This window comes from Streptomyces sp. NPDC015130, from assembly GCF_043080005.1.
Classification (GTDB): domain Bacteria; phylum Actinomycetota; class Actinomycetes; order Streptomycetales; family Streptomycetaceae; genus Streptomyces.
Genome location: NZ_JBIBVC010000029.1, coordinates 20,714 through 45,821, shown reverse-complemented (window position 1 = coordinate 45,821; position 25,108 = coordinate 20,714). Strand labels below are relative to the sequence as shown.

Genomic DNA, 25,108 nt, shown 5'->3' with positions numbered 1-25,108 from the left:
CCCCATCCTGGCCTATTCCGCCGTCTCCGCCGCCTCCCGCGCCCCCTTCTCCGCCCCCTTCTCCGCCTCCTTCGCCACCGGCTCCGTCGTCTCGTCCTCGGCGGCGAGCCCGAGAGCGGTGCCCACGAGCCCGATGTGGCTGAAGGCCTGCGGGAAGTTGCCCAGCTGACGCCCCGCCACCGGGTCGTACTCCTCCGCCAGGAGCCCCACGTCGTTCCGGAGGGCGACCAGTCGGTCGAAGAGCTTGCGCGCCTCCTCGGTCCTGCCGATCAGCCGCAGCGCGTCCGCCAGCCAGAACGAGCAGACGAGGAACGTCCCCTCCTGGCCCGGGAGGCCGTCCACCGTCCCGGAGGCCGTGCTGTACCGGTTCACGAACCCGCCGTGCAGCAGCTCCGCCTGCACGGCGTCCACCGTCCCGACCACCCGGGGGTCGTCGACGGGCAGGAATCCGACCTGGGGGATGAGCAGCGTGGCGGCGTCCAGCTCCTGCGAGCCGTACGACTGCGTGAAGGTGTTCCGGACGGGGTCGTACGCCTTCGCGCACACCTCGGCGTGGATCTCGTCGCGCATCGCGCGCCACCGGGCCGCGTCGCCCGGCAGCGTGGGGTGCGCCTCCAGGGTGCGCACCGCCCGGTCGGCGGCCACCCACGCCATCACCTTCGAGTGGGTGAAGTGGCGGCGCGGCCCGCGCACCTCCCACAGCCCCTCGTCGGGGTCCCGCCAGGTCGACTCCAGGAAGCCGAGGAGGCTCAGCTGGAGGTTCCAGGCGTGCCGCTTCGCCGGGATCCCGGCGTTCCGCGCGCGGAAGAGCGAGTCCATGACCTCGCCGTACACGTCGAGCTGGAACTGCTCCACGGCCGCGTTCCCGGTGCGCACCGGCGCCGAGTCCGCGTAGCCCCGCAGCCACGGCAGTGTGGTCTCGGGCAGCCGCCGCTCCCCGGCGGGGCCGTACATGATCTGGAGGTCGGCCGGGTCGCCCGCGACCGAGCGCAGCAGCCAGTCCCGCCAGGCGATCGCCTCGTCGACGTACCCGGCGGCGAGCAGCACGCCGAGGGTGAGGGAGGAGTCGCGCAGCCAGCAGGCGCGGTAGTCCCAGTTCCGCACGCCGCCGAGCTCCTCCGGGAGGGAGGTGGTCGGGGCGGCGACGATCCCGCCGGTCGGGGCGTAGGTGAGCGCCTTCAGCGTGATCAGGGAGCGCAGCACCGCGTCCCGGTGGGGGCCCCGGTAGGTGCAGCGGGCCGCCCACTCCCGCCAGTCCGAGAGGCAGAGCTCCAGGGCCTCGAAGGGGTCGACGAGCTCGGGGCGCGGCTCGTGGGAGGCGTGCCAGGTGAGGACGAAGGCCACCTTCTCGCCGGCGGTGACGGTGAAGGCCGAACAGGTGGCGAACTGCTGGCCCCAGGTCTTCACGGCCGGCTCGCTGCGCAGCCAGGCGGAGTCGGGCCCGGCGATGGCGACGCGGTGGCCGTCGGCGCGCCGCATCCAGGGCACGATCGAGCCGTAGTCGAAGCGCAGCCGCAGCACGGAGCTCATCTCGACGGTGCCGCTGACGCCCTCCACGATCCGCATGACGTCGGGGGAGGCGTCCCGCTGGGGCATGAAGTCGACGACCTTCACGGTGCCGGTGCGGGTCGTCCAGTAGGTCTCCAGGACGAGGGAGTCCTCGGCGTAGCGGCGGGTCGTGCAGTTCGTGGCGCCTTTGGGCGCGAGCTGCCAGTGGCCGTTGTTCTCGTCGCCGAGCAGCGCGGCGAAACAGGCGGCCGAGTCGAAGCGGGGCAGACACAGCCAGTCGATCGACCCGTCACGGCCGACGAGCGCGGCGGTCTGGAGATCGCCGATGAGGGCGTAGTCGTCGATACGTTGCGTCACGCTTTGGGCTGTTCCCGGAAGTGACGCCCGTCAATCAGAGGGACGGTGTGGCCCGGACCGCCGTCGGCTCCCCGGCCGCGTCCCCGTCACCCTCTCCGTCCCCGTCGGCAGCGGCCTCGGCGCGGGCGGCGGCCCGCCGGTCCTGCACCTCCCGGCGTACGAGGATCACCCAGCCGACGGGTACCCCGGCGGCGAAGAGCCACCACTGCACGGCGTACGCCATGTGGGCGCCGATCGACTCGTGGTCGGGCTCGGCGATCGGCTCGGGGGTGCCGCCGGGCGACTCGGGGGTGATCAGTTCGAGGTACCCGCCGAGGACCTCGCGGTCGATGAGCGCGGCCTGCTGCGCGCTGTTGATCAGCATCACCTGGCGGTCCGGCAGGCCCTTCAGGTCCTTGATGCCGCTGGCGCCGGTCGTCTCGTCCGCCTTGAGCCGGCCGGTGACGGTGACCTCGCCCTTGGGCGCGGGCGGCACCTCGGGGTAGGCGCGCTGCTCGGCGGCGGCCGGCACCCAGCCGCGGTTGACCAGGAGGACCCGGCCGTCCCGGAGGACCAGCGGGCTCAGGACGTGCACGCCGACCCGGTCGTCGGTGGAGGTGCGCCGGCGGACGACCACCTCGTGGGCGGTGTCGAAGGTGCCGGTGGCGGTGACCTGCCGCCAGTAGTCGGCGCGCGGGACGGTGTGGCCGGGGGAGGTGAGCTCCTCGACCGGGACCGGCTTCGCCTTCAGGTTGCCGGCGATCAGGGCGTTCTGGGCCACGCGGCGCTCGTGCCGGTGGAACTGCCAGAAGCCCAGCTCGATCATCGTGGGGACGAGGACGAGCGCGATGAGGGTGAGGATCACCCACTGCCGGGACAACAGGAAGCGGTACACCCCATGACGGTACAACCGGGGTCATGGGGTGCGTGCGGCGGGGTTCGGCCGACCCGGGGAGGCCGCAGGCCCCAGGATCGTTTCCTCAGATCGGTGTGCCGGGCCGGAACGGCGGACCCGGAGACCGGTGCGTCGGGCCGGAACGGTCGACCCGGAGACCGGTGCGCCGGGCCGGGACAGCGGACCCGGCCGGCTCACACCCTGTCGACGATGCCCACCTTTCCCTCCGCGCGGGCGCAGTGGGCGCCGCAGTACCAGCTGCCCTCGACCTCGACGCCCTGCCCGATGATCTGCACACGGCAGTGCTCGCAGATGGGCGCCATGCGGTGAATGGCGCACGAGAAGCAGTCGAAGACGTGGACCGCACCCTGGGCATGAACCTCGAAGGACATGCCGTAATCGTTTCCGCAGACCTCACAACGTGCCATGCGCCACAGGGTGGAGCTCCCGGCGGGCCGGAGCGGCGAGCCACGCCCGCCCGACCCCGCGCGTCACCCGTCTGCCGGGGCCACGTCCCGCAGCAGCTGCGTGTAGGCCGCCTCGTCGACGACCGGCGTGCCGAAGGACTTCGCCTTCAGCGTCTTGGAGGTGGGCGCGTCAGGGTCGTTCGTGACGAGCAGGCTCGTCAGCCGGGACACGCTGGTCGCGACATGGAGCCCCGCCTCGACCGTGCGGTCCTCCAGGAGCTCCCGGTCGACGGAGGTGTCGCCGGAGAAGGCCACCCGCATGCCCTGCTTGAGCGGCCGGTCCGTCTCGTACCGGCCGGGGTTGGGGTACGGGCAGGCGGGACGCTTCCGGGAGGGGCGCCAGGAGTTCATGCGGTACGCGGACGAGGACGTCGCCCCGTACGAACCCTGGTGACCGATCCGGGGCTGCGCCGGGGCCCCGGCCCACTCCGTCAGCGGCCGGCATTCCAGGAGCGGCAGCCGGACGTTCCGCTCGGCCGCCGCGTGCAGGCTCGGCCGGAACGCCTCGGCGAGGACCCGCGCGTCGTCCAGCGCGTTGTGCGCGCGCTGCTGGACGACGCCGAAGTGCTCGGCGAGCGTCGCCAGCTTGTGGTTGGGCAGCGGCAGCGCCAGCTCCTTGGCGAGCGCGATCGTGCACAGGCGCTGCCGCACGGGCGCGGTCCGCTCGGCGCGCGCGTACTCCCTGGCGATCATCTGCCAGTCGAACATCGCGTTGTGCGCGACGAGGACCCGGCCGTCGAGCCGGGCCGCGAACTCCGCCGCGATCTCCGGGAAGAGCGGCGCGCCCGCCAGGACGTCGCTGGTCAGCCCGTGGATCCAGACGGGACCGGGGTCGCGCTCGGGGTTGACGAGCGTGTACCAGTGGTCCTCGACGTTCCCCTGGGCGTCCAGCCGGTAGACGGCAGCCGACACTATCCGGTCGTCGCGGGCGAGTCCGGTGGTCTCCACGTCGACGACCGCGTACCCCTGTGGGTAGGCGGCCGGCCACGTCGCTGCTGTCGTACGGTCGTCGAGCATGGTCAATGAGAATACGGCCCGCGACCGACAGTGCCGTCCCCGGTGTCCCCGGAGGCCCCCGCGAGCAGACCGTCCACCAGGGCCCGCACCGAGTCGACGAAGAGCGCGTCGGTGTCGATCGGCGCGGCCAGGGCGCGGGCCAGCTCGGCGTCCGACCCGGCCGTCTCCGCGCGCCACAGCTCCTCCTCGGCGGGGGACTGGGCGGGCGCCCGCTCGCGGTTGCGCTCCACCAGGACGTAGCCGACGACCTGGAACTGCAGCGCGCGGACGGCCCGCGCCGCGTGCGCCCCGCGCAACCCGGCCGCGTGGGCCTCGTGGGCCAGGGCGCGCTGGGCCGGTAGGAACATCCGCTCCGTCAGGCCCCGTTCGTGGACCATCGCCACCAGGTGCGGGCGCTCGCGCAGGGCGCGCCGGAGCGAGCGGGCGACCGAGACGATCCGCTCGGCGGGGGTCGTCCCGCGCGGGCGGATCGTGCCGAGGTCGGTGACGGTGCGGCTGACGAGCGCGTCGAGGAGCGACTCGCGGTTGCCCACGTGCCAGTAGATCGAGGTGACCGCCGTGCCCAGCTCGGCGGCGAGCCTGCGCATGGTCAGGGCGGCCGGACCGTGCTCCCTCACCAGGGCGGCCGCGGTGTCCAGGACTTCCTCGCGGCTCAGCGCCGAGCGTGCCATCGCTCCCCCAACTCCTTGGCGTGCACGGGTCTTTACCCTTCATCGGTGACGGTGTAACTGTGTTACAGGCCGACTGTCCGGAGGACCTTCCCCAAGGGTGGTACGTCATGGCACGAGTACGGTACGGAGCCCGCACCGACGCCGAGATCGCGGCGGCGCGCACGAAGAGCGCGAAGCTCCCCGACATCTGGTCGACCGGAGTGGTCGCCGTCTGGGAGACCGACCCCGACGTCGTCGCGGCGATCCTGCCGCCCCCGCTGAAACCCACCTCGCGTCCGCTCGTCCGCGTCAACATCAGCCAGGTCGACCTGCCCGGCTACCCCCTGGGCGCCGGCTCCGTGGCGGTGGCCGCCGCCCACGGCGACCGCGAGGGCTGGTACCCGCTGGTCATGCCGATGACCCACGAGCGCGCCCTGATCGGCGGGCGCGAGGTCTTCGGCGAACCGAAGAAACTGGGCGAGGTCACGGTCGAGCGCGACGGGCTCGTCGTGCGCGCGGCCCTCGCCCGGCACGGCATCGCCTTCGTCGAGGTGCGCGGCGCGGTCTCCGGCCCGCTGCCGCTGCCGGAGCCCGTCGAGAAGACCGACTTCTACTTCAAGTTCCTGCCGGGCGTCGACGGCACCGGCTTCGACGCCGACCCGGTCCTCGTCCACTGCGTCCGCAACGAGAAGGTGCGGAAGCTGGAGCGGATCACCGGTGACGTGGTCCTGCGCGAGTCCATGTACGACCCGGTGGCCGACCTGCCCGTCCGGCGGCTCGTCGAGATCACGATCGGCGAGAAGACCACCGACCAGCGGGGCACGGTCGCCGAACGCGTCTCCGCCCAGGCGCTGCTGCCCTACGTCCACCAGCGGTACGACGACCCGCAGCAGATCCTCGACGGCCCCCCGGAAGGAAGTGCCTGATGGAGCTGCGCGCGGGACAGGTCGCCGTCGTCACGGGCGCGGCGAGCGGCATCGGGCTCGCCATGGCCCGCCGCTTCGCCGCCGAGGGGATGTCCGTCGTCCTCGGGGACGTCGAGCCGGGCGCCCTCGCGGAGGCCGCCGACGAGCTGATGGCGGGCGGGGCGCAGATCCTCGCCCGGACGGTCGACGTCTCCGACCCCGACGAGGTCCGGGCCTTCGCGGACGCGGCGTACGAGACCTTCGGCGCCGTCCACGTCCTCTGCAACAACGCCGGCGTCGGCTCCGGCGCCGAGGGCCGGATGTGGGAGCACGAGCCGAACGACTGGAAGTGGGCGTTCTCCGTCAACGTCTGGGGCGTCTTCCACGGCATCCAGGCCTTCCTCCCGCGCATGATCGCGAGCGGCGAGCCCGGCCACGTCGTCAACACCTCCTCCGCCGACGGCGGTATCGCCCCGCTGCCCACAGCCTCCGTGTACGCGGTCACCAAGGCGGCCGTCGTCACCATGACGGAGTCGCTCTACGCCCATCTCCGCGCCGAGCACGCGCGCGTGGGCGCCTCCGTGCTCTTCCCCGGCCCGCACATGCTCCGGACCGGCCTGTGGGAGTCGCACCGCAACCGGCCCGAGCGCTTCGCGAAGGAGCGGCCGCGCAGGACCCCGTACCGCAGCCTCGACCAGTGGGAGGCCGCGATGAAGGAGGCCGGGCAGGAGATCGCCTTCACCCCGGTGGAGGACGTCGCCGAGCTGGTCGTCGAGGGCATCCGCGCCGACCGGTTCTGGATGCTGCCGGAGAGCGGGCACAGCGACGGCCAGATCCGGGCGCGCTCGCGGTCGATGCTCGACCGCGCCAACCCGTCGTACCTGGAGAGCTTCATCCTCGACCGCGACCCGGACCGAGACCGAGACTGAGGGGCGTACCGCCATGACGACGTACGAGGATCCGTATCTGATCATCTCCTCCGACTGTCACGCCGGACTGCCCACCGAGCAGTACCGGCCCTATCTGGAGTCCCGCCACCACCGCGCCTTCGACGAGTTCCTCGCCGGCCGCGACGCGCGCCGCGAGGCGATGACCCGCCTCGGCGTGCGCAACGAGGCCTTCGCCGACAAGTGGTTCCACGACAACGAGGAGGGCCTGCGCGGCGGCTGGGACACCGCCCAGCGGCTCAAGGAGCTCGACGGGGACGGGGTCGCAGCCGAGGTCGTCTTCCCCGACGCGGACGCCGTCGACAGCCAGACCGCCGCCCCCTTCGGCGTCGGCCTCGGCCTCTCCGGCGACCAGGACCCGGTGCTCGGCATGGCGGGCGCGAAGGCGCACAACCGCTGGCTCGCCGAGTTCGTCGGACAGAACCCCGAGCGGCACTGCGGGGTGGCGCTGCTCCCCGTCACAGCCGACCCCGTCGAGGTCGTCGCCGAGATCCACCGGGCCAGGGAGTCCGGACTGGGCGCGCTCATGATCCCCTCCATGTGGGTCGACAAGGCCCCGTACCACGACCGGCGGTACGACCCGGTGTGGGCGGCCGCCGCCGAGACCGGCATGCCGGTCGTCACCCACTCCGGCGCCGCGCCCCGCGAGGAGTACGGCGACCACCTCGGGATCTACGTCTCCGAGGTCACCTTCTGGCCGGCCAGGCCGCTCTGGTTCCTCCTCTGGTCCGGGGTCTTCGAGCGCCACCCCGGCCTGCGCTTCGGCGTCGCCGAGTCCGGCTGCTGGTGGCTGCCGAACCTGCTCTGGTTCATGGACCGGCTCTACCTCGGCGCGCACGGCGGAAAGAAGCTGTCCCCGTTCGCCGAGCTGAGGCGACCGCCGAGCGAGTACCTCGACCGGCAGGTCTTCGTCTGCGCGACCAACACCAAGCGGCGCGAGCTCGCCCAGCGGTACGAGATCGGCGTCGACAACATCCTGTGGGGCTCGGACTTCCCGCACCCGGAGGGGACCTGGCCCGCCACGCGCGCGTGGCTGCGGAACACCTTCCACGACATCCCGGTGGCGGAGACCCGGCGGATGCTGGGGCTCGCGGCGGCGGAGGTCTTCGGCTTTGACCTGGCCGCCCTCGAACCGATCGCCCGCCGGATCGGCCCCACCCCCGCCGAGCTCGGCCAGCCGGCCGACCAGGCGGCCGTCGAGGCCTCCTGGGCCCGCTCCCGCGAGGTCGGCCGCCACTGGCTGACGGACCACGACTTCCCGGTGCTGGGGGCGAACTGAATGGACGACCAGGACAGGTACACCGTCATCTCGGCCGACTGCCACGCCGGCGCCGACCTGCTGGACTACCGGCCGTACCTGGAGAAGAAGCACCACGACGACTTCGACGCCTGGGCGGCGACGTACGTCAACCCGTACGAGGACCTCCTCGCCGACACCGCCGACCGCAACTGGAACTCGCGGCGCCGGCTGCGCGAGCTGGAGGAGGACGGCGTCGTCGCCGAGGTCGTCTTCCCCAACACCATCCCGCCCTTCTTCCCCAAGGCCTCGCTGATGGCGCAGCCGCCCACCCGCGCCGAGTACGAGCAGCGCTGGGCCGGGCTCCAGGCGCACAACCGCTGGCTGGCCGACTTCTGCGCGGACGCGCCGGGGCGCAGGGCGGGCGTGGCGCAGATCCTCCTCAACGACGTCGACGCGGCGGTCGCGGAGATCCGCCGCACCCGCGAGGCCGGGCTCACCGGGGGCATCCTGCTCCCCGGCGTCCCGCCGGGCTCGCCCGTCCCGGAGCTGTACTCGGAGACGTACGACCCGATCTGGGCGGTCTGCGCGGAGCTGGACGTGCCGGTCAACCACCACGGCGGGTCGGCGTCGCCGCCGCTCGGGGAGGAGCCGGCGGCCCGCGCCGTCTTCATGGTGGAGACGACGTGGTTCTCCCACCGGGCCCTGTGGCACCTGGTCTTCGGCGGCGCGTTCCGGCGCCACCCGGGGCTCAAGCTGGTCCTGACCGAGCAGGGCTCGGGCTGGATCCCGGGCGTGCTCGACATGCTGGACTACTACCACGGGCGTCTGGTGTCGGCCGCGACGAAGGCCTCCACCGCCGAGTCCAAGTTCGGCGCGGGGCTCGCGGAGTCCATGGGCAAGGGCCCCAGCGAGGTCTGGCGCGACAACTGCTTCGTCGGCGCGAGCTTCATGCGCCCCCACGAGGTGCCGCTGCGCGGGCGGATCGGCCTGGACAAGATCATGTGGGGCACCGACTACCCGCACGACGAGGGAACCACCCCGTACTCCCGTGAGGGCCTCCGCATCGCCTACGCGGGACTTCCCCGGGAGGAGGTGGCCGCCATGGTCGGGGGCAACGCCGCCCGCGTCTACGGCTTCGACCTCGCCCTCCTCGACCGGCTCGCCGCCGTCCACGGCCCGACCGTCGCGGAGATCGCCGAACCGCTGAAGGAGGTGCCGGCGGGGGCCACGAGCCCGGCCTTCGCACCGGGCGGGTCGGTCCGCGTCTGGTGACCCGCCGGGTGCGACCCTCCTGACGTGACCGACGCACCCGAGGACACCGAAGCCTCCGCACACGCGGCCCACGGCGGAGGCCTCGGCTCCCGTCTGAACTGGCTCCGGGCCGCCGTGCTCGGAGCCAACGACGGGGTCGTCTCCACCGCCGGCCTCGTCGTGGGCGTCGCGGGGGCCACCGAGTCCCAGGCGGCGCTGCTCACCGCCGGTCTCGCGGGACTGCTCGCCGGATCGATGTCGATGGCGGCGGGGGAGTACGTCTCGGTCTCCACCCAGCGCGACTCCGAGGAGGCCGCCCTCGCCCAGGAGAAGCGCGAGCTGCGCGAGGACCCGGAGGCGGAACTCGCCGAACTGACCGGTCTCCTGGCCGCCCGCGGCCTCTCCGACGACGTGGCCCGCGAGGCCGCCGTACAGCTCACCGAACGCGACGCCCTGCGCGCCCACGCGCGCGTGGAGCTGGGCATCGACCCGGATCAGCTCACGATCCCCTGGCACGCGGCCGCCGCGAGCTTCCTCGCCTTCACCGTCGGCGCCCTGCTGCCCCTCCTCGCGATCGTCCTTCCCCCCGCCTCCGCCCGCCTCTGGGTCACGGTCGTCTCCGTCCTCGCGGCCCTGACCCTCACCGGCTGGTGGAGCGCCCGCCTGGGCGAGGCCCCCGCCGGCCGCGCCGTCCTCCGCAACGTGGCGGGCGGCGCGCTGGCGATGGCGGTCACCTACGGCGCGGGTTCGTTGCTGGGAGCGACGGGCGTCTAGGGCGTGTTGCGAAAGTCCCGCCTGCCCGACGGGCGGCCGGCGCTACTTTCGCAACACGCCCTAGGCGTCCCAGGTCTCCTTGTCGGAAGGTGCCAAGGCTTACTGACAAGTCGTCTCGCATACTTGTCGGTAATCACGTCTATCCGCACCCCGACCCTCAGCCCTACCGTCATCGGCATGCCGAACCTGCCCGATGTCGTGCTCTGGTCCATACCGGCGTTCGTCCTGCTCACCGTCGTCGAGATGGTCAGCTACCGGCTCCGCCCCGACGGCGACGCCGCCGGGTACGAGGCCAAGGACGCCGCCACCAGCATCGGCATGGGGCTCGGGAGCCTCTTCGTCGACCTCGTGTGGAAGATCCCGATCGTCGCGGTCTACGCCGCCGTCCACGAGCTCACCCCGCTCCGCGTGCCCGTCCTGTGGTGGACGATCCCGCTGATGCTGCTCGCCCAGGACTTCTTCTACTACTGGTCGCACCGCGGGCACCACGTCATCCGCGTCCTCTGGGCCAGTCACGTGGTGCACCACAGCAGCCGCAGGTTCAACCTCTCCACCGCCCTGCGCCAGCCCTGGACCGGCTTCACCTCCTGGCCGTTCTATCTGCCCATGATCGCGCTCGGCGTCCACCCGGCCGCGCTCGCCTTCTGCTCCTCGGTGAACCTCGTCTACCAGTTCTGGATCCACACCGAGCGGATCGGCAAGCTGCCGCGCCCCTTCGAGTACGTCCTCAACACCCCGTCCCACCACCGCGTCCACCACGCCTCCCAGGGCGGCTACCTGGACCGGAACTTCGGCGGGATCCTCATCGTCTGGGACCGGATGTTCGGCTCCTGGGTCGGCGAGACCGACCGGCCCGTCTACGGGCTCACCAAGAACATCGAGACGTACAACCCCCTGCGCGTCGCCACCCACGAGTACGCCGCCATCGCCCGCGACGTCCGCTCCGCACGCGACTGGCGCGAGCGGGCCGGCCGGATCCTCCGCGGCCCGGGCTGGCAACCGGAACCCGCGCCGGAGCCCTCCCCGCGGACCGGTACGGCACCGGAGGCGGCCGCGTGAGCACCGACACCACGGCCGTCCGGCCCCTCGCACTCCCCTCCCGGGCGCTGCTCGCCGCCTTCGGCCTCGCCGCCGCCGTCGACCTGGGCTCGCTCCTGGCGGGCGCCGAGCTCGGCCACCAGCTCGCCAAGCCGCTCCTGATGCCCCTGCTCGCCGCGTACGCGGTCACCCGGGGCGCCCCGAAGCCCCTGAGCGCCGCGCTCCTCCTCGGCTGGGGCGGCGACGTCTTCCTGCTCTCCGACGCCGACTGGGCCTTCCTCGTCGGGATGGGCTGCTTCGCGGCCGGACACGTCTGCTACCTGCTCCACTTCGGGCGGAGACGTACGTCACCGCTCCTCGGCGCCGGATACGCGGCCGCGCTGCTCACCACCGTCGTGCTCCTCTGGCCCGACCTCCCCGCCGAGCTGCGGATCCCCGTCGCCGGGTACTCGCTGCTGCTCACCGCGACGGCCTACCGCGCGAGCGCCCTCGGGCTCCTCGCCGGCCTCGGCGGCGCCCTGTTCCTGCTGTCCGACACCCTCATCGCCACGGGCATCGCCGAGTGGCCCCAGCTGCCGACGCCCGACTTCTGGGTCATGCTGACCTACATCGCGGCGCAGTACCTGCTGACGAGGGGAGTGCTCGCCGCGATGTACGGTGAACGTCGTACAACCGTCTGACAGCAAGGACCGCCGCCCATGCGCGCCACCACCATCCACGCCCCGTTCGACATGCGCGTGGAGGACGTGCCCGACCCGGTGATCCAGGACCCCACCGACGTCGTCCTGCGGGTGCTGCGCGCCTGCATCTGCGGAAGCGACCTGTGGGCCTACCGGGGCGAGTCCGCCCGGCAGCCCGGCCAGCGCATCGGCCACGAGTTCCTCGGCATCGTCGAGGCGGCCGGCTCCGAGGTCACCGGCTTCGCCGCCGGTGACCTCGTCGTCGCGCCCTTCGTCTGGTCCGACGGCACCTGCGAGTACTGCGCCGAGGGCCTCCAGACGTCCTGCCCCCGCGGCGGCTTCTGGGGCTCGGTCGGCTCCGACGGCGGCCAGGGCGAGGCCGTCCGCGTCCCCTTCGCCGACGGCACCCTCGTCAAGCTCCCCGCCGAGGCCGCCTCCGACGACCGCCTGCTGACCGCCCTGCTCGCCCTCTCCGACGTCCTGGGCACCGGCCACCACGCCGCCCTCGGCGCGGGCGTACGGCCCGGTTCCACCGTCGCGGTCGTCGGCGACGGCGCCGTCGGCCTCTGCGGGGTCCTCGCCGCCAAGCGCCTCGGCGCCGAGCGGATCATCGCCCTCGGCCGCCACACCGCCCGCACGGACATCGCCCGCGCCTTCGGCGCCACCGACGTCGTCGCCGAGCGCGGGGAGGCCGCCGAGGCCGCCGTCCGCGAACTCACCGGCGGCCAGGGCGCCCACGGCGTGATCGAGGCCGTCGGCACCGAGCAGTCCATGCGCACCGCGGTGGCCGTCACGCGCGACGGCGGCTCCATCGGCTACGTGGGCGTCCCCCACGGCAGCGGCACGGGCCTCGACCTCTCGGTCATGTTCGACCGCAACATCGCCCTGCGCGGCGGTGTCGCCCCGGTCCGCGCCTACATCCCGGAACTCCTCCCGGACGTCCTCGCCGGCACGATCGACCCGTCCCCGGTCTTCGACCTGACGGTCGACTTGGCCGGCGTCCCCGCCGGCTACAAGTCCATGGACGACCGCACGGCCCTCAAGGTCCTGGTCAAGCCGTAACCGCGGCAGGGGCCCGCCCCATCGCCCGCGTGAGCGGCACGCGCGTGCCCACCCCGTGCCCGCCGGTGACCCGTCGCCCGCTACCCGTGTGGGCAGTCGTCCCGCAGGGCGGGACGGGTGGGCACACGCCCCGTTGCCGGGAACCCGTCTCCCGGCCCCGCCCAGCCCGTACCGCCTGAGACCGGCTCAGTACGGCGTGCCCCCGTCAGACCCCCGGCCACCCCGGTGCGTCCGCCCCCGCGACGCCCGGGGGCCGGGACCAGTCCGCCGGGGCGCCCTCGTACGACACCGGCGACAGCGCGTACCGCAGCCGCCCCAGCGGGCCGTCCGACTCGCCGACGTACCGCCCGGGCTCGTACCGCGGCAGCGCGTGCGTCAGCCAGTGGCCCGTCTGGGCGAGGGCGAGCCGTACGAGCCGCCCTCCGCCCTCCGCCCGCTGCTCCGTCAGCGACCGCAGCACCGCCGCCGCGAGCAGATACCCGGTCCCGTGGTCCAGGGCCTGCGCCGGGAGCGCCCCCGGCTCCTCCGCCGAGCCCTCGGTCACGGCGATGCCCGTCGCCACCTGCACCAGGGAGTCGAAGCCGCGCCGCTCGCCCCACGGGCCGTAGTCGCCCCAGGCCGACAGCCGCGCGGTCACCAGGCCCGGCCGGTCGAGGCCGAACCGGTCGAGCGCCCCCGGCCGGTAGCCGGTGACCAGCACGTCCGCCGCGTCCAGGAGTTCGTCGAAGGTCCGCCGGTCCGACGGCCGCTCCAGGTCGAGGGCGGCGGTCCGCTTGCCGACGTTCGTGTCCGCGTGCTGGTCCGGCAGTTCCGGGTTGCCCGGCGGGTCGATCCGCAGCACGTCCGCCCCGAGCAGCGCCAGCGTCCGCGTCGCGACGGGGCCGGCGATCACCCGGGTCAGATCGAGCACCCGCAGCGGACCCGAACGGCGCCGCGGCGGGGCCTCGTCGAGCCGCTCCCGGGTCAGCAGCGGCCGGGCCGCCACCTCCCGGCCCTGCGGGTGCTCCGCCCACTCCGCGGGCGTGCGCAGGGCGACGGCCAGGCCCCCGGCCGCGTACACCGCGTTCTCGACCTCGACGGCCCTCCGCTCGCCGATCGCCCGGGCCACCACCCCGACGAGGCCGGAGCCGGGGTCCGAGCCGGAGTCCGGGCCGGTGTCGGGGACGCCCAGCGCCGCCAGCAACGCGGCCCGGTGGTGCGGATAGTTGGCGTGGGTACGGACCCACCCGTCCGCCGCCCGCCAGAACCGCGACAGCGGCGCGAAGCTCACCGGCGCCCGCCCGTCGACCCGCAGGTGCCGTTCGCTCACGAAGGCGGTGGCGACGGCCCCGTCGTCCACCCGCACCGGCCCCGGCAGCCCCGCGTGCTCCACGGCGGCGAGCGAGCAGACCGCGACCGCGGCCCGGGCCAGGTCCATCACGGGCAGCCGCGCGGGCAGCAGCCCGGAGGTCCCGCCGTACTCCACGCGGTCGACCAGGGCGGGATCGCCGCCCAGGGCCGCCCACAGCAACTCCGTACCGGAACGAGGTGTGTTGTCCATGACGGCACTATGACACGACAGGTGGCACTCAGTGCCACCTGCCTCCGGGGAAGGGCATGCGAAAGGGCCCCGGCGCGGCACACCGCACCGGGGCCCCTCGCAGATCATCAGCGGCGGACAGCGTCCAGCGCGTCGATCAGACCGGCCCCGTAGAAGCCGTTCTTGTTCTTGCCACCCTCGCAGACGGCGTCGATCTTGCCGTCGCCCTCGATGTCGTACGGGTTGGTGCAGGCGCGGTCGTCGGCCTGCGCGTACAGCAGCGCCTTGAGGGCCGCCGGGCTCGCGTAGGGGTGCGTCGACTTGATCAGCGCGAGGACGCCCGCCGCGTGCGGCGAGGCCATCGACGTGCCGGCCTTGTAGTTGTAGCCGCCGTTGACCGTGGTCGACAGGATGCGGCCGTTGACCGCCGGGGCGTCCGGGGTCTGGTACTCGGTGCGGTCACCGCCGGGGGCGGAGACGTCGATCACGCCGAGACCGTAGTTGGAGTAGGACGCCTTGAGGTCCTTGGCTCCGGTCGCGGAGACCGTGACGACACCCGGCAGCATCGCCGGGTAGTCCAGGCACTCCTTCGGGTCGATGACCCGGTCGCCGGGGGTGGTGTCGTTCGGGCTGCTGTTGTCGAGGATCTCGTCGGCAGCCAGGTCGAACTTGGAGTTGCCGGCCGCGGCGACGTTGACCGTGCCCTTCTTCTCCGCGTACCGGGTGGCCCGGGTGACCGCCTCGATGAGGGCCTTCTGGTCCTCGTCGTTCTTGCAGGCGAACATCCACGGGTCGGTGTAGTAGCTGTTGTTCGTGATCTCGACGCCCTGCTCGGCCGCCCACATGAAGCCGCAGACCACGGCCTCGGTGTAGAAGAAGCCGTCCGGGGTCGACACCTTGATGCCGGAGACCTTGACGCCCGGGGCGACACCGGTCATGCCGATGCCGTTCTTGGCGGCGGCGATCGTGCCGGCGACGTGCGTGCCGTGGTCGCTCTCGCCCGGGTTCGGACGCCACGAGCCGGCGGTGGTGTCCGGCTTGCCGGTCACGCAGTTGGCGGAGGCCTTGACGTCGAAGTTCGGCGCCAGGTCCGGGTGGGTGTCGTCGACGCCCGTGTCGATGACGGCGACGGTGACGCGCTTGCTGCCCAGCGTCTTCTGGTGGGCCTTGTCCGCCTTGATGGCGGGCAGGTCCCACTGCAGGGGCTCCAGCGGGTCCTGCTCGTCCGTCGCCTTGGCCGCGGCGGCCTTGGCCTCGGCCGCGGACAGCGTCTGGGCGCCCTCGTCGACCGAGGTGTCGGTCTGGACGGAGAGCGGGGCGGTACGGGTCGAACCGGCGGACACCACGCCACGCGCCTGACGGATCGTCTTCGCGAACTCGGGGTTCTGCGAGTGGACGACTATCACGCCTATCTTGTCGTACGAGATGACGACCTCTCCGCCGGCGGCGGCGATCGCCTTCTTCACCGAGGCGGCGGTCCAGTGGCCACCCGCGATGTTGACGACGTACGAGAGCTTCGGCCCGTTCGTCGCGGCGACGGAGGCCGCGGGAGCGTCACTCAGCTCCGCGGCGGAGGCGGCGCCGGAGGGAAGGAAGCCGAGCGAGGCCGTGAGCGCGAGACCGGCAGGCAGAGCAAGAGCTCGGCTGCGCCTCGATCCCAGATGAGCCATGGGTTCTCCACATCATCCGTATGTACTGCCCACGCGCGGGTTTACGCGCGGACAGGTGCATGACGAGTGAAGCTATCGCTGATCTTCCTGCCTCTTCAATGAGTTGAGAAGACTTCATGAAGATCTGTGCGAATAAATCCCTCGTGTGAACCACTTCGCATCCGGCTCCGTGCCGTTGGACAGGGGAGGGGCTCCGATCGGTGCCCCCGTTCCCGCACCCCCGGTGAGGCCCCCTTGAGCATGTCGTCCGCCCCCGCGTCACGAGGAGATTCCGTGGCTACCGAAGCACCGCCGCCGCCCAGAAACGGAACGGAGACCGAGCACGGTCACGTGCCGCCCACGACGGAGCAGTTCGTCGAGGTGCAGGAGGGCGGGGAGTTCGGCGAACTGCGCCGGACGTACCGTTCCTTCGCCTTCCCCCTGACCCTCGCCTTCATCGCCTGGTACCTGCTCTACGTGCTGCTTTCCAACTACGCGGGCGACTTCATGAGCACCAGGCTCTTCGGCAACATCAACGTGGCGCTGGTCCTGGGCCTCGGCCAGTTCCTGACCACCTTCCTCATCGCCTGGCTCTACTCGCGGCACGCCGCGAACCGCCTGGACCCCCGCGCCGAGGCGATCCGGAACCGTATGGAGGGCGACGCATGAGCTCCACCGTCCTGCTCGCGGCGGGCAACGCCACCAGCGAGCACCGGCCCCTGATCATCGCCCTCTTCGGCGCCTTCGTCGTCGCCACCCTGGTCATCACCGTCTGGGCCGGCCGCCAGACCCGCAGCACCGCCGACTTCTACGCCGGCGGAGGCCAGTTCACCGGCTTCCAGAACGGCCTCGCGATCTCCGGCGACTACATGTCCGCCGCGTCCTTCCTCGGCATCAGCGGCGCCATCGCCCTCTACGGCTACGACGGCTTCCTCTACTCCATCGGCTTCCTCGTCGCCTGGCTCGTCGCCCTGCTCCTGGTCGCCGAGCCCCTGCGCAACTCCGGCCGGTTCACGATGGGCGACGTCCTCGCCTACCGGATGCGCCAGCGCCCCGTCAGGACCGCCGCCGGCACCTCCACCATCGTCGTCTCGATCTTCTACCTGCTCGCGCAGATGGCGGGCGCGGGCGTGCTCGTCTCGCTGCTGCTCGGCATCACCAGCGACGGCGGCAAGATCGCGATCGTCGCCCTCGTGGGCGTCCTGATGATCGTGTACGTGACCATCGGCGGCATGAAGGGCACCACCTGGGTGCAGATGGTCAAGGCCGTCCTGCTCATCGCCGGCACCCTCCTGATCACCTTCCTCATCCTCCTCAAGTTCAACTTCAACATCTCCGAGCTGCTCGGCGCCGCCGCCACCAACAGCGGCAAGGGCGACGCCTTCCTGGACCCCGGCCTCAAGTACGGGGCCACCGCCCTGTCGAAGCTGGACTTCCTCTCCCTCGGCATCGCGCTCGTCCTCGGCACGGCCGGCCTGCCCCACATCCTGATCCGCTTCTACACGGTGCCGACCGCCAAGGCCGCCCGTAAGTCGGTCAACTGGGCCATCGGCATCATCGGCGCCTTCTACCTGATGACGATCGTCCTCGGCTTCGGCGCCGCCGCCCTGCTCAGCGGCGACACCATCACGGCGTCCAACAAGGCGGGCAACACGGCGGCCCCGCTCACCGCCCTGGAGGTCGGCGGAGGCGCCGGCTCCACCGGCGGCGCGATCCTCCTCGCGGTGATCTCCGCCGTCGCCTTCGCCACCATCCTCGCCGTGGTCGCCGGACTGACCCTGGCCTCCTCCTCGTCCTTCGCGCACGACATCTACGCGAACGTGATCAAGCGCGGCAAGGCCACCGAGAAGGAGGAGATGCGGGCCGCCCGCTGGTCCACCGTCCTCATCGGCATCGTCTCGATCGCGCTCGGCGCCCTCGCCCGCGACCTCAACGTCGCCGGCCTGGTCGCCCTCGCCTTCGCGGTCGCCGCCTCGGCCAACCTGCCGACGATCCTCTACTCGCTCTTCTGGAAGCGGTTCACCACCCAGGGCGCGCTCTGGTCGATCTACGGCGGACTGATCTCCTCCGTCGTCCTCGTCCTCTTCTCACCGGTCGTCTCCGGCGGCCCGGCCTCGATGTTCAAGGGCGTGGACTTCCACTGGTTCCCGCTGGAGAACCCCGGCCTCGTCTCGATCCCGCTCGGCTTCCTCCTCGGCTGGCTCGGCTCCCTCCTCTCCAAGGAGGAGCCGGACGCCGGCAAGTACGCCGAGCTCGAGGTCAAGTCCCTCACCGGCGTCGGCGTCGCCGCGGCGGTCAGACACTGACCGGAGTGCGACCTCTCGCACACGTACAGCAGCGATCCACCGGCCGCGTCGTAGGGTTCTACGACGCGGCCGCGCCGGTCCCGTGACAATCTGCCCCTGCTCGTTGTCGGCGGCCTCACGTAGGCTCGGCACCACACGCATCCGCAAGACGGGGAGGGGGCCCACAGTGCTCATCGACACCTACGGCAGGGTCGCCACCGACCTGCGCGTCTCGCTCACCGACCGGTGCAACCTGCGCTGCACGTACTGCATGCCGGAAGAGGGCCTCCAGTGGCTCGCGAAGCCGGATCTCCTCACCGACGACGAGATCGTCCGGCTGATCCGCATCGCCGTCACCGACCTCGGCGTCACCGAGGTCCGCTTCACCGGCGGCGAGCCGCTGCTCCGCCCCGGCCTCGTCGGGATCGTCGAGCGCTGCGCCGCCCTGGAGCCGCGCCCCCGCATGTCCCTCACCACGAACGGCATCGGACTCAAGCGCACGGCCACCGCCCTCAAGGCCGCCGGCCTCGACCGGGTCAACGTCTCCCTGGACACCCTGCGCCCCGAGGTCTTCAAGACCCTCACCCGGCGCGACCGCCACCGCGACGTCCTCGACGGCATGGCCGCCGCGCGCGACGCCGGCCTCACCCCGGTGAAGGTCAACGCGGTCCTGATGCCCGGGCTCAACGCCGACGAGGCCCCCGACCTGCTCGCCTGGGCGATCGAGGAGGGCTACGAGCTCCGCTTCATCGAGCAGATGCCGCTCGACGCCCAGCACGGCTGGAAGCGCGACGGCATGATCACCGCCGGGGACATCCTGGAGTCCCTGCGCACCCGCTTCACCCTGACCGCCGAGGGCGCCGACGAGCGCGGCTCCGCCCCCGCGGAGCGCTGGGTCGTCGACGGCGGACCGCACACGGTCGGCGTCATCGCCTCGGTCACCCGCCCGTTCTGCCGGGCCTGCGACCGCACCCGGCTCACCGCCGACGGACAGGTGCGCACCTGCCTCTTCGCCACCGAGGAGACGGACCTGCGGGCCGCGCTGCGCGCCGAGGAGCCGTCGCCCGCTGCGGACGAGGCCGTCGCGGAGCTCTGGAAGAAGGCCATGTGGGGCAAGAAGGCGGGCTCGGGCCTCGACGACCCGAGCTTCCTCCAGCCGGACCGCCCGATGTCGGCGATCGGCGGCTGACCCCGGGGCCGCAGGGCCTCAGCCCTCGGCCGGCTCCTCCCACTCGCTCAGCGGGACGACGTCCTTCAGGAAACCCCGTACCCCCAGGAACTGGGAGAGGTGCTCGCGGTGCTCGTCGCACGCGAGCCACGTCTTGCGCCGCTCGGGCGTGTGCAGCTTGGGGTTGTTCCACGCGAGGACCCAGACGGCGTCGACGCGGCAGCCCTTGGCGGAACAGATCGGCTTCTCTTCGCTCACCTGATCATTGTCCAGCAAGGGCGATGCCGGGCAGCCACGGGGGGAGCTGCCCGGCATCGGTCCGTCGCTCCGACGGGGGATGCGGAGCGCGTAGGCAGTATGTCACGGCACATGGGGTGCGGTGCACTGGAACGTCATGATTGATCTGAGCTTTTCTTGAGGTTTCCGGCCACTGTCCGTGATCAGTTCCGGCCGTACGGTGTCTCCGGCCCGGTGCCCTCCGCGGCCTCCGCCGTCCCTGCCGCGCCGAGCGCGGGACGCACCGGAGCCGGTACGAAGGTGGAGGGAAGGGACGGGGCCGACTCGCGGCCCGCGTTGGCGATGACCACGGCGATGTAGGGGAGCAGGATCCCGAGGGCGAGGGCCACGATCGCCACGTGCCGCTCGACGTTCCACAGCACCGCCGCGGCGATCACGGAGAGCGTTCGCACGGTCATCGAGATGACGTACCGCCGCTGCCGCCCCCGGACGTCGTCGGCGAGCCCCTGACGGGCCCCCGTGATCCGGAAGACCTCGGTTCCGCCGCGCTTCGTCATCGCCGTCCACCACCAGCCGCTCGCGCCGGACCCTCCCCGGTCCGGACCTCGCTCCACCGTACGCCCGGCCCTGCGCGCCGACGAGACCGGGGCACGGATGGAGCTGTCCGACATGCGCCGTATGGCGGGCGGTCCGAGACTGGGCCCACGTGCGCAAAAGGAGGCGACGATGAGTTGGTTGTGGGCGATCATCGTGGGATTCGTCCTCGGCCTGATCGCGAAGGCGATCCTGCCGGGGAAGCAGCAGATCCCGCTCTGGCTGACGACCGTGTTCGGCATTCTCGGCAGCGTGCTCGGCAATGCGGTCGCGGGCTGGATCGGTGTCGAGGACACCAAGGGCATCGACTGGACCCGCCACCTGCTCCAGCTGATCGGCGCCGTCGTCGTGGTCGGACTGGGCGACATGCTCTGGGCCTCGATCAAGGGCAACAGACAGCGGGCGTGACGCACGCGTGAAAACCGGGAGGCCCGGTGCCGCAGCTCAGCTGCCGCACCGGGCCTCCCGGGCGTACGGGCGTTCCGCTCAGCCCTCCGCGCCGGCGAACTCGATCGCCGCCAGGTTCTTCTTGCCGCGCCGCAGCACCAGCCAGCGGCCGTGCAGCAGCTCGTCCGCCGACACCTCGGCGTCCTCGGCGGTGACCTTCACGTTGTTCACGTAGGCCCCGCCCTCCTTCACCGTGCGGCGCGCGCCCGACTTGCTCGGCGCGAGCCCGACCTCGGTGAACAGGTCCACGACCTGGCCGAGCTCGGTCACGCGCGCGTGCGGCAGCTCGGAGAGGGCGGCGGCCAGCGTCGCCCCGTCCAGCTCGGCCAGGTCGCCCTGCCCGAACAGCGCCTTCGAGGCGTTGATGACGGCCGCGCACTGCTCGGCGCCGTGCACGAGCGTGGTGAGCTCCTCGGCGAGCGCCCGCTGCGCGGCCCGCGCCTGCGGCCGCTCGGCGGTCTGCGCCTCCAGCTCCTCCAGCTCCTCGCGGGACTTGAAGGAGAGGATCCGCATGTACGTCGAGATGTCCCGGTCGTCCACGTTCAGCCAGAACTGGTAGAACGCGTACGGCGTGGTCATCTCCGGGTCCAGCCAGACGGCCCCGCCCTCGGTCTTGCCGAACTTGGTGCCGTCCGCCTTGACCATCAGCGGCGTCGCGAGCGCGTGCACGTCCGCGCCCGGCTCCAGGCGGTGGATCAGGTCGAGACCGGCCACCAGGTTGCCCCACTGGTCCGAGCCGCCCTGCTGGAGCACGCAGCCGTAGCGGCGGTACAGCTCCAGGAAGTCCATGGCCTGGAGCAGCTGGTAGCTGAACTCCGTGTAGCTGATGCCCTGCTCGGACTCCAGGCGCCGGGCGACGGAGTCCTTGGTCAGCATCTTGTTGACCCGGAAGTGCTTGCCGATGTCCCGCAGGAACTCGATCGCCGAGAGACCGGCGGTCCAGTCCAGGTTGTTCACCATGACCGCCGCGTTCTCCCCCTCGAAGGAGAGGAAGGGCTCGATCTGCGAGCGCAGCCGGTTCACCCAGTTCGCGACCGTCTCCGGGTCGTTCAGGGTGCGCTCGGCCGTCGGCCGCGGGTCACCGATCTGCCCGGTGGCCCCGCCGACCAGCGCCAGTGGCCGGTGCCCGGCCTGCTGGAGCCGGCGGACGGTGAGGACCTGGACCAGGTGGCCGACGTGGAGACTGGCCGCGGTCGGGTCGAAACCGCAATAGAACGTGACGGGGCCGTCCGCGAGAGCCTTGCGCAGTGCGTCCTCATCGGTGGACTGGGCGAAGAGCCCACGCCACTTCAGCTCGTCGACGATGTCCGTCACGACCGTCAGTCTCCTCAGGTTGTTGGTGGTACGACGCCTCAGTCTAGGTGGTGGGTCAGACCCCCTTGCTGACCGAGCTCATGTTGAAGTCCGGGATGCGCAGGGCGGGCATCGCGGCCCGGGTGAACCAGTCGCTCCACTCGCGCGGCAGCGTCTTCTCCGTCCGGCCGGCCTCCGAGGCCCGCGAGAGCAGGTCCACCGGCGACTCGTTGAAGCGGAAGTTGTTCACCTCGCCGACGACCTCGCCGTTCTCGACGAGGTAGACGCCGTCCCGGGTCAGCCCGGTCAGCAGCAGCGTCGCCGGGTCGACCTCGCGGATGTACCAGAGGCAGGTCAGCAGCAGGCCGCGGTCGGTCGAGGCGACCATCTCCTCCAGGGAGCGCTCGCCGCCGCCGTCCAGGATCAGGTTCCCCGCCCCGGGCGCCACGGGCAGCCCGGTGAGGCCCGCGGTGTGCCGGGTGGTGATCAGGTGGGCCAGGCTGCCGGCCTTCACCCAGTCGACCGGCGCGACCGGCAGACCGTTGTCGAAGACGGAGGAGTCGTCGCCGGAGGAGTGCGCGATCACGAACGGAGCGGACTCCAGGCCCGGCTCGTTCGGGTCGCTGCGCAGGGTCAGCGGCAGCGGGGAGAGGGTCTCGCCGAGCCGGGTGCCGCCGCCGGGCTTGGAGAAGACCGTACGGCCCTCCACCGCGTCCCGGGCCGTGGACGACCACAGCTGGTAGATCATCAGGTCGGCCACCGCCGTCGGCGGCAGCAGCGTCTCGTACCGCCCGGCGGGCAGCTCGATCCGCCGCTCCGCCCAGCCGAGCCGGGTCGCCAGCTCCGCGTCGAGCGCGGCCGGGTCGACGTCCTTGAAGTCCCGCGTCGAGCGCCCGGCCCAGGCGGAGCGCGACCGGTCGGGCGACTTGGCGTTCAGCTCCAGGGTCCCGTTGGGCTGGTCGTGACGGAGCCGCAGCCCCGTCGACGTACCCAGGTAGGTCGAGGTCAGCTCGTGGTTGGCGAAGCCGTAGAGCTCACGGCCGCCGTCCCGGGCCCGGGCGAAGGCCTCGCCGAGCGCCGGGGCGAAGTCGGCGAAGACCGCGGAGGAGGTCTCGGCCGGGGCGTCCGTGAAGTCGGGGGAGGAGGGCACGCCCTCGACCGGCGGCTGTGCGTCCTCGGCGGGCCCGGCGGCCCGCGCGGCGGCCTCGGCGGCCCGGACCAGCGGCTCCAGGTCGTCGACGGTGACGGCCGACCGCGAGACGACACCGGAGGCGGTGCCCTGCGCGCCGTCGACGGTCGCGATGACGGTGAGGGTGCGCCCGCGAGTGACCCCGTTGGTGGTCAGCGCGTTCCCGGCCCAGCGCAGATTGGCGGAGGACTCCTCGTCGGCGATGACGACACACCCGTCGGCACGGGACAGCTCAAGCGCCCGCTCGACGATCTCGTAGGGCTTGCTGACGCGGCTCATCGACCGGCCTCCTGCGTCGTGTTAAGGATGTTGACGCCCCGGAAGAGGGCGGAGGGGCAGCCGTGGGAGACCGCGGCGACCTGGCCCGGCTGGGCCTTGCCGCAGTTGAAGGCGCCGCCGAGGACGTACGTCTGCGGGCCGCCGACCTGCTCCATCGAGCCCCAGAAGTCGGTGGTCGTCGCCTGGTACGCCACGTCCCGCAGCTGCCCGGCGAGCCGGCCGTTCTCGATGCGGAAGAAGCGCTGACCCGTGAACTGGAAGTTGTACCGCTGCATGTCGATCGACCACGACCGGTCGCCGACCACGTAGACGCCCCGCTCGACCCCGCCGATCAGGTCCTCGGTCGACAGACCGCCCGGGTCCGGCTGGAGCGAGACGTTCGCCATCCGCTGCACCGGCACGTGCGCGGGGGAGTCCGCGAACGCGCAGCCGTTCGAGCGGCCGAGGCCCGTGAGCTTCGCGATCCGCCGGTCCAGCTGGTAGCCGACGAGCGTGCCGTCCTTCACCAGGTCCCAGGACTGCGCCTCGACGCCCTCGTCGTCGTAACCGATGGTCGCGAGCCCGTGCTCGGCGGTCCGGTCACCCGTCACGTTCATGATCGACGAGCCGTACGCCAGCTTGCCCAGCTGGTCGAAGGTGGCGAAGGAGGTGCCCGCGTAGGCCGCCTCGTAGCCGAGGGCCCGGTCCAGCTCGGTGGCGTGCCCGATCGACTCGTGGATCGTCAGCCAGAGGTTCGACGGGTCCACGACCAGGTCGTACCGCCCGGCCTCGACGCTCGGCGCCCGCATCTTCTCGGCCAGCAGCCCCGGGATCTCGTCCAGCTCCTTGTCCCAGTCCCAGCCGGTGCCCGTCAGGTACTCCCAGCCCCGCCCGACCGGCGGCGCGATCGTCCGCATCGAGTCGAACTCGCCCGTCGTCCCGTCCACGGCGACCGCCGTGAACTGCGGGTGCAGCCGCACGCGCTGCTGCGTGGTGACCGTGCCCGCGGTGTCCGCGTAGAACTTGTTCTCGTGGACCGTGAGCAGCGAGGCGTCCACGTGCGCCACGCCCTCCGCCCGCAGCAGCCGCGCGCTCCAGTCGGCGAGCAGCGCGCTCTTCTCCTCGGCGGGGACGGAGAAGGGGTCGATCTCGTACGAGGAGACCCAGGTGCGCTCGGAGTGCACCGGCTCCTCGGCCAGCTCCACGCGCTCGTCGGAGCCCGCCGCCGCGATCACCTTCGCCGACAGCTTCGCCATGGCCACGGCCTGCGAGGCGACCCGCGCCGCCCCGTCCATGGTCAGGTCGACCCCGGACGCGAAGCCCCAGGCCCCGCCGTGCACCACCCGCACCGCGTACCCGAGGTCGGTGGTGTCCGAGGAACCGGACGGTTTGGCGTCCCGCAGCCGCCACGAGGCGCTGCGCACCCGCTCCAGGCGGAAGTCCGCGTGCTCGGCGCCGAGCGCACGCGCCCGGGCGAGCGCCGCGTCGGCGAGCGCCCGCAGGGGCAGCGCGACGAACGAAGGGTCGATCTGATGGACCACGAGCGGCCTCGCTCTCGGTGATCGGAAGATTGCGGTTGAGCTGTTCCGGAAGTCAATCATGGGAAAGGCGGCCGGGTGGGCCCATTAGGGGCGCTCCCCGCGGGCCGCTCGCCGGGCGTTCTCCGGCGGACCCGTACCCGCTCCGAGCTGTAGGGAT

24 protein-coding genes are annotated in these 25,108 nt (G+C 72.2%); 12 read left to right on the top strand and 12 right to left on the bottom strand.

The genetic code is table 11. The features are described 5' to 3' along the window. Positions 1 to 12: 12 nt before the first annotated feature. The 5 genes from ACF08F_RS36685 to ACF08F_RS36665 all read right to left on the bottom strand — a co-directional run bounded on the left by ACF08F_RS36685 (position 13) and on the right by ACF08F_RS36665 (position 4,895). Complete coding sequence (locus ACF08F_RS36685) at positions 13 to 1,866, bottom strand: glycoside hydrolase family 15 protein (RefSeq protein ID WP_392302887.1); 1,854 nt, start codon at positions 1,864 to 1,866, stop codon at positions 13 to 15. Positions 1,867 to 1,900: 34 nt separating this feature from the next. After that, positions 1,901 to 2,740 carry an SURF1 family protein gene (locus tag ACF08F_RS36680; RefSeq protein ID WP_392302886.1) on the bottom strand — a complete coding sequence of 280 codons (840 nt, stop codon included), beginning with the start codon at positions 2,738 to 2,740 and terminating at the stop codon, positions 1,901 to 1,903. 194 nt (positions 2,741 to 2,934) lie between these two features. After that, on the bottom strand, positions 2,935 to 3,168 hold the full coding sequence (locus tag ACF08F_RS36675; protein WP_267042895.1) for a hypothetical protein: 234 nt from the start codon (positions 3,166 to 3,168) through the stop codon (positions 2,935 to 2,937). 63 nt (positions 3,169 to 3,231) lie between these two features. Continuing rightward, positions 3,232 to 4,230, bottom strand: coding sequence for a DEDDh family exonuclease (locus ACF08F_RS36670; RefSeq protein WP_392302885.1), 999 nt, complete (start codon positions 4,228 to 4,230; stop codon positions 3,232 to 3,234). Next, positions 4,227 to 4,895: a TetR/AcrR family transcriptional regulator gene (locus ACF08F_RS36665; RefSeq protein ID WP_392302884.1), complete on the bottom strand. Its 669-nt coding sequence runs from the start codon at positions 4,893 to 4,895 to the stop codon at positions 4,227 to 4,229. Before ACF08F_RS36665 ends, ACF08F_RS36670 begins: the two co-directional genes overlap by 4 nt. Positions 4,896 to 5,002: 107 nt before the next feature. On the opposite strand from ACF08F_RS36665, the gene ACF08F_RS36660 reads away from it, so the two are divergent. The 8 genes from ACF08F_RS36660 to ACF08F_RS36625 all read left to right on the top strand — a co-directional run bounded on the left by ACF08F_RS36660 (position 5,003) and on the right by ACF08F_RS36625 (position 12,771). Then, a complete protein-coding gene (locus tag ACF08F_RS36660; protein WP_392302883.1) occupies positions 5,003 to 5,800 on the top strand; it encodes an acetoacetate decarboxylase family protein in 798 nt (265 codons plus the stop codon). Further along, a complete protein-coding gene (locus tag ACF08F_RS36655; RefSeq protein WP_392302882.1) occupies positions 5,800 to 6,708 on the top strand; it encodes an SDR family NAD(P)-dependent oxidoreductase in 909 nt (302 codons plus the stop codon). Before ACF08F_RS36660 ends, ACF08F_RS36655 begins: the two co-directional genes overlap by 1 nt. A gap of 13 nt (positions 6,709 to 6,721) precedes the next feature. Beyond that, positions 6,722 to 8,005, top strand: a complete 1,284-nt coding sequence (locus ACF08F_RS36650; protein WP_392302881.1) for an amidohydrolase family protein — start codon at positions 6,722 to 6,724, stop codon at positions 8,003 to 8,005. Further along, complete coding sequence (locus tag ACF08F_RS36645) at positions 8,006 to 9,238, top strand: amidohydrolase family protein (protein ID WP_392302880.1); 1,233 nt, start codon at positions 8,006 to 8,008, stop codon at positions 9,236 to 9,238. A 24-nt stretch (positions 9,239 to 9,262) separates the two neighbouring features. Then, positions 9,263 to 9,991, top strand: a complete 729-nt coding sequence (locus ACF08F_RS36640; protein ID WP_392302879.1) for a VIT family protein — start codon at positions 9,263 to 9,265, stop codon at positions 9,989 to 9,991. Positions 9,992 to 10,168: 177 nt separating this feature from the next. Then, the gene (locus ACF08F_RS36635) at positions 10,169 to 11,050 is read left to right on the top strand and encodes a sterol desaturase family protein (protein ID WP_392302878.1); all 882 of its coding nucleotides are present in this window, start codon (positions 10,169 to 10,171) and stop codon (positions 11,048 to 11,050) included. Next, a complete protein-coding gene (locus ACF08F_RS36630) occupies positions 11,047 to 11,709 on the top strand; it encodes a lysoplasmalogenase (protein ID WP_392302877.1) in 663 nt (220 codons plus the stop codon). The genes ACF08F_RS36635 and ACF08F_RS36630 overlap by 4 nt, the downstream gene beginning before the upstream one ends. 18 nt (positions 11,710 to 11,727) lie before the next feature. Continuing rightward, on the top strand, positions 11,728 to 12,771 hold the full coding sequence (locus ACF08F_RS36625; RefSeq protein WP_392302876.1) for a zinc-dependent alcohol dehydrogenase family protein: 1,044 nt from the start codon (positions 11,728 to 11,730) through the stop codon (positions 12,769 to 12,771). 205 nt (positions 12,772 to 12,976) lie between these two features. On the opposite strand, the gene ACF08F_RS36620 is transcribed toward ACF08F_RS36625, so the two are convergent. Together ACF08F_RS36620 and ACF08F_RS36615 are read right to left on the bottom strand one after the other, a co-directional pair. Then, positions 12,977 to 14,311 carry a CoA transferase gene (locus ACF08F_RS36620; RefSeq protein ID WP_392302875.1) on the bottom strand — a complete coding sequence of 445 codons (1,335 nt, stop codon included), beginning with the start codon at positions 14,309 to 14,311 and terminating at the stop codon, positions 12,977 to 12,979. A gap of 107 nt (positions 14,312 to 14,418) precedes the next feature. Further along, positions 14,419 to 15,960 carry a S8 family serine peptidase gene (locus ACF08F_RS36615; RefSeq protein WP_392302874.1) on the bottom strand — a complete coding sequence of 514 codons (1,542 nt, stop codon included), beginning with the start codon at positions 15,958 to 15,960 and terminating at the stop codon, positions 14,419 to 14,421. A gap of 273 nt (positions 15,961 to 16,233) precedes the next feature. On the opposite strand from ACF08F_RS36615, the gene ACF08F_RS36610 reads away from it, so the two are divergent. The 3 genes from ACF08F_RS36610 (at position 16,234) to moaA (ending at position 19,413) form a co-directional block, all read left to right on the top strand. After that, positions 16,234 to 16,608 (top strand): DUF485 domain-containing protein, encoded by a 375-nt coding sequence (locus ACF08F_RS36610; protein WP_392302873.1) that lies wholly within the window; start codon positions 16,234 to 16,236, stop codon positions 16,606 to 16,608. Further along, a complete protein-coding gene (locus ACF08F_RS36605) occupies positions 16,605 to 18,245 on the top strand; it encodes a cation acetate symporter (RefSeq protein WP_392302872.1) in 1,641 nt (546 codons plus the stop codon). The genes ACF08F_RS36610 and ACF08F_RS36605 overlap by 4 nt, the downstream gene beginning before the upstream one ends. A gap of 166 nt (positions 18,246 to 18,411) precedes the next feature. After that, positions 18,412 to 19,413: a GTP 3',8-cyclase MoaA gene (moaA, locus tag ACF08F_RS36600; protein ID WP_392302871.1), complete on the top strand. Its 1,002-nt coding sequence runs from the start codon at positions 18,412 to 18,414 to the stop codon at positions 19,411 to 19,413. A gap of 18 nt (positions 19,414 to 19,431) precedes the next feature. Here moaA and ACF08F_RS36595 read toward each other — a convergent pair whose 3' ends face one another. Together ACF08F_RS36595 and ACF08F_RS36590 are read right to left on the bottom strand one after the other, a co-directional pair. After that, positions 19,432 to 19,650 (bottom strand): hypothetical protein, encoded by a 219-nt coding sequence (locus ACF08F_RS36595; RefSeq protein ID WP_392302870.1) that lies wholly within the window; start codon positions 19,648 to 19,650, stop codon positions 19,432 to 19,434. Positions 19,651 to 19,832: 182 nt separating this feature from the next. Beyond that, entirely contained in the window at positions 19,833 to 20,186 is a 354-nt protein-coding gene (locus ACF08F_RS36590) for a DUF3099 domain-containing protein (RefSeq protein ID WP_392302912.1), read from the bottom strand. A gap of 169 nt (positions 20,187 to 20,355) precedes the next feature. On the opposite strand from ACF08F_RS36590, the gene ACF08F_RS36585 reads away from it, so the two are divergent. Further along, positions 20,356 to 20,631: a GlsB/YeaQ/YmgE family stress response membrane protein gene (locus ACF08F_RS36585; protein ID WP_392302869.1), complete on the top strand. Its 276-nt coding sequence runs from the start codon at positions 20,356 to 20,358 to the stop codon at positions 20,629 to 20,631. Positions 20,632 to 20,709: 78 nt separating this feature from the next. Here the strand turns inward: ACF08F_RS36585 and tyrS are convergent, their stop codons facing one another. The 3 genes from tyrS to ACF08F_RS36570 are packed head-to-tail and all read right to left on the bottom strand — an operon-like array spanning position 20,710 to position 24,951. Next, the gene (gene tyrS, locus ACF08F_RS36580; RefSeq protein ID WP_055644273.1) at positions 20,710 to 21,984 is read right to left on the bottom strand and encodes a tyrosine--tRNA ligase; all 1,275 of its coding nucleotides are present in this window, start codon (positions 21,982 to 21,984) and stop codon (positions 20,710 to 20,712) included. 55 nt (positions 21,985 to 22,039) lie between these two features. Further along, on the bottom strand, positions 22,040 to 23,431 hold the full coding sequence (locus ACF08F_RS36575) for a metallopeptidase TldD-related protein (protein WP_392302868.1): 1,392 nt from the start codon (positions 23,429 to 23,431) through the stop codon (positions 22,040 to 22,042). Next, positions 23,428 to 24,951 (bottom strand): TldD/PmbA family protein, encoded by a 1,524-nt coding sequence (locus ACF08F_RS36570; RefSeq protein ID WP_392302867.1) that lies wholly within the window; start codon positions 24,949 to 24,951, stop codon positions 23,428 to 23,430. Before ACF08F_RS36570 ends, ACF08F_RS36575 begins: the two co-directional genes overlap by 4 nt. Positions 24,952 to 25,108 lie beyond the last annotated feature (157 nt).